The sequence below is a fragment of the Mesorhizobium sp. M7A.F.Ca.ET.027.03.2.1 genome, from assembly GCF_003999175.1.
Lineage (GTDB): Bacteria > Pseudomonadota > Alphaproteobacteria > Rhizobiales > Rhizobiaceae > Mesorhizobium.
Window position 1 is genome coordinate 1 of record NZ_RZOM01000681.1, and the last position, 3387, is coordinate 3387.

Consider the following 3387-nt stretch of genomic DNA (forward strand, 5'->3'; position numbering starts at 1 on the left):
GGTCACGGGCGATACGGATGTCCGCTAGGGCGACGGCGCGCGTCATGGGGCGACCCCCTCTGGCCTGCCGGCCATCTCCCCCTCGAGGGGGGAGATTGGCAGCTTCGACGCTGCCGTTCTTCCTGTCACGTCGGTGATTGGCGAAAGCCGGGCAGCAGCTAATCTCCCCCCTCGAGGGGGAGATGGCCGGCAGGCCAGAGGGGGTCGCTCGTGAATGTGGGACATCGTCTTACTGAACCAACGGCAACGTCATCAGCCGCCCGAACTCAGGATGCGGCGCCTCATCCCCGCACAATCTCAGGCAGTTCCAGGCGGTCGCCTGGTTGCTGGTCACCACGGGACGTCCGATCGCCTTTTCCATGCCGGTGAGCGCGAGGGCGCTACGCAGCGCCGTGCAGGACACGAACAGCGCATCGGCGGTGGCGCCGGTGGCTTCCCGCGCAAGATCGACAAGCGTTGCCGGTGCGATGCGCGCCATCTCGCGGTCATCCTCGAAACCGAGGCAGGTGAAGCTGACGATCTCGAAGCCGCGCGCCGCGAAATAGGTGGCCATCGGCCTGGATGTTTCGACCGTGTAGGGAGTGAGGATGCTGAGCTTGTTTGCGCCCAGCGCACGCAGCCCGCGCACGCCCGCCATCGGCGGTGTGACCACCGGCACGCCGGGCTTTGCGACCTGGATCGCCGCCTCGATCTCGGCATCGCCGATTACCACCGACGCCGAAGTGCAGGAATAGCAGATGGCATCGAGCTTCTCGTCCGGCAGGATCAGGGCCGCGCCCGCCGTCAGCGCCGGCTGCATCTTGCGCAGGTTTTCAGGCGTCGTCGGGTTGGCATAGGGAATGCGCGCGACATAGACGCCGACCCGCTCGCTCGCCACCATGCGGCGGAAATCCGGTTCGCTGGTGTGATCAGTGGCCAGGATGATCAGGCCGATGCGCATGTCGAGCGGGCGTGCATCCAGCGCCGGCCGTTTCGGGTAGATCTTGATCTCGGGCAAGGGTTTCATCGGCTACCTCTCGATCTTGCCGTAGCGGCGTTCCAGCCAGCGCAGCAGCACGACCGAAAACAGACTGATGACCAGGAAGAAAGCACCGACCAAGGTGATCGGCTCGATATAGCGATAGTAGGTGTTGGCGACGCTTTTGGCCTGGTTCATCAGTTCCAGCACGGTGATTGCCGACAGCAGCGGCGTTTCCTTGAACATGGCGATGAAATAATTGGCGAGCGCCGGAATCATCGGCGGGATGGCCTGCGGAATGATGATGTGGGTCCAGGTCTGACTGGCGCTCAAATTGCATGCCTTGGCGGCCTCCCATTGGCCGCGCGGCACATTGTCGATGCCGGCACGATAAACCTCGGCCGTGTAGGTGCCGTAATGCAGCCCGAGCCCGATGACACCGGCGACCAGCGGCGGCAACAGGATGCCGATGTCGGGCAGCACGTAGAAAATGAAATAGAGCTGCACCAGCAGCGGCGTGCCACGGATGAATTCAGCCGCCCAGCCGACCGTGCGCGACAGCGCTTTGTTGGGCGAGCGGCGCGCCAGCGCAATGCCCAGCCCGACGACCGCCGCCAGCACCGAGCCGAGCAGCGTCGCCAGGATGGTGATCTTCACCCCCTGGATCAGCGTCGGCATGATTTCCCAGACGAAATTCCAATCCCATTCCATCAGCAGGCCCAATTTATCAGAAGGAAATTGGCCATCAGGCACGCACCCCATCGAGGCCGCGCGCCATGCGTCGTTCCAGCGAGCGCACGCCCCACGAGATGAGCAGGGCGAGGATGAAATAGATGATCAGGATGGTGGTGAATGGCACCAGGGTGTTGCCGGTCTGGGCGCGCACCACCTGCGCCTGGAAGGTCAGGTCGGTGAGCGAGATCAGCGACACCACGGCGGTCGCCTTGAGCAATTCGATGGCGTTGTTGCCGAAAGTCGGCAGCATCACCAGCAGCGCCTGCGGCAGGATGATGTGGCGCATGCCTTGCCACCGCCCGAGATTGAGCGCGGTGCAGGCCTCATACTGTTCGCGGCCGATCGACTGGATGGCACCGCGCACGACTTCGGCGGCGTAGGCGCCGACATTGAGGCCGAGCGCCAGCACGCCGGCCTGCAACGGGGTCAACGAAATGCCGATGAAGGGCAGCACGAAATAGGCCCAGAACAACTGCACGAAGATCGAGGTGCCGCGGAAGAATTCGATGTAGGCGGTGGCCAGCGCGCGCAGCACGAAGAAACGCGACAGCCGCCCCATTCCGGCAAGAAAGGCCATGAACAGCGCAAGCACCGACCCCATCAGCGTCAGCTCGACGGTGACAAGAGCTCCCTGCAATATCAGGCCGAAATAGCCGGACCACTGGGTCATTTACGTTCCAACGTTGGGTTTAGCATCTTCTCCCCGTTTACGGGGAGAAGATGCCGGCAGGCAGATGAGGGGCAGCACTAGAGTCTCAGAACTTGGCGTCGCCCCTCATCCGTCACTTCGTGACACCTTCTCCCCGTTGAACGGGGAGAAGGAAAAATCACTTCGCCGCGCAGAGCTTGTCGCGGCTGGTCGACATCGCCGCCGCCGCCGAGAAGCCGTAGGGTTCGATAATCTTGGCGAACTCGCCTGATTTCTTCATCTTGGCCAGTTCTACGTCGAAGGCGTCGCGCAGTGCCTCATCGCCCTTCTTGAAGGCGGCGCCGTCGCAATAGACCGGTGCGCCCTGCACCGGAGCGATGACTTCGAGGTTCGGATCGTTGGCCTTCTTGACCAGATCATTGATCGACAGGACGGGCAGCGAATAAGCGTCGATGCGGCCATCCTGGAGCATCTTCACGCCGCTCTGGCCATCCGGCACGACGATGACGCGATCGCGTGGCACGCCGGCATTGAGCGCGAGCTTCTCCTCGGTGCCGCCGCCCGGCGCGCCGATGGTCGCAGTCGTATCCTTGGCGACATCCTCATAGCTCTTGAAGCCCTTCGGATTGCCCTTCTTCACCAACATCGCCTCGGCATCGCAAAGCACCGGCTCGGAATAGACGACGGCGGCGCAGCGTTCCGGCTTCATGAACAGGCCGGCGGTGACGACATCGAAGCGACCTGCCTGCAGGCCGGGGATCATGGCGCCATATTCAGAGATCGAAGCGGCGACGTCGGCGACGCCGAGCCGCTTGAATATCTCGCGGGCCACATCGGGCGCGGCACCCGAAACTTTGCCGTCGGCGGCGACCGCCGTGTAGGGCGGCTCGTTGGCGATGGCGAGGCGAGCGAAACCTTGCGCCTTGAGTTGTTCGAGCTTGCTGTCATCGGCCGAACCCACGCTCGAGGCGGCCAGCACCGCCGCCAGCGTAAGGCTGGCGACGCCAGCCAGAATGCCAAGTTTCTTCTTCATTGTTCCCAACTC

4 protein-coding genes are annotated in these 3387 nt (G+C 63.3%); all 4 read right to left on the minus strand.

Annotated features, from left to right (window positions below; translation table 11 throughout):
* Positions 1-229 precede the first annotated feature (229 nt).
* Complete coding sequence (gene eutA / locus EN750_RS24795; RefSeq protein ID WP_127398026.1) at positions 230-1006, minus strand: ectoine utilization protein EutA; 777 nt, start codon at positions 1004-1006, stop codon at positions 230-232.
* Between the two features lie 3 nt (positions 1007-1009).
* Entirely contained in the window at positions 1010-1669 is a 660-nt protein-coding gene (gene ehuD, locus EN750_RS24800) for an ectoine/hydroxyectoine ABC transporter permease subunit EhuD (protein WP_127270574.1), read from the minus strand.
* Positions 1670-1703: 34 nt separating this feature from the next.
* Positions 1704-2363 carry an ectoine/hydroxyectoine ABC transporter permease subunit EhuC gene (ehuC, locus tag EN750_RS24805; RefSeq protein WP_127398028.1) on the minus strand — a complete coding sequence of 220 codons (660 nt, stop codon included), beginning with the start codon at positions 2361-2363 and terminating at the stop codon, positions 1704-1706.
* Between the two features lie 157 nt (positions 2364-2520).
* Entirely contained in the window at positions 2521-3375 is an 855-nt protein-coding gene (ehuB, locus tag EN750_RS24810; protein WP_127398030.1) for an ectoine/hydroxyectoine ABC transporter substrate-binding protein EhuB, read from the minus strand.
* Positions 3376-3387 lie beyond the last annotated feature (12 nt).

What these genes read in the sequence shown, in the direction of transcription:
- ehuB (WP_127398030.1), bottom strand. Translation starts at nt 3,375, where the DNA reads ATGAAGAAGAAACTTGGCATTCTGGCTGGCGTCGCCAGCCTTACGCTG.
- eutA (WP_127398026.1), bottom strand. Translation starts at nt 1,006, where the DNA reads ATGAAACCCTTGCCCGAGATCAAGATCTACCCGAAACGGCCGGCGCTG.
- ehuC (WP_127398028.1), bottom strand. Translation starts at nt 2,363, where the DNA reads ATGACCCAGTGGTCCGGCTATTTCGGCCTGATATTGCAGGGAGCTCTT.
- ehuD (WP_127270574.1), bottom strand. Translation starts at nt 1,669, where the DNA reads ATGGAATGGGATTGGAATTTCGTCTGGGAAATCATGCCGACGCTGATC.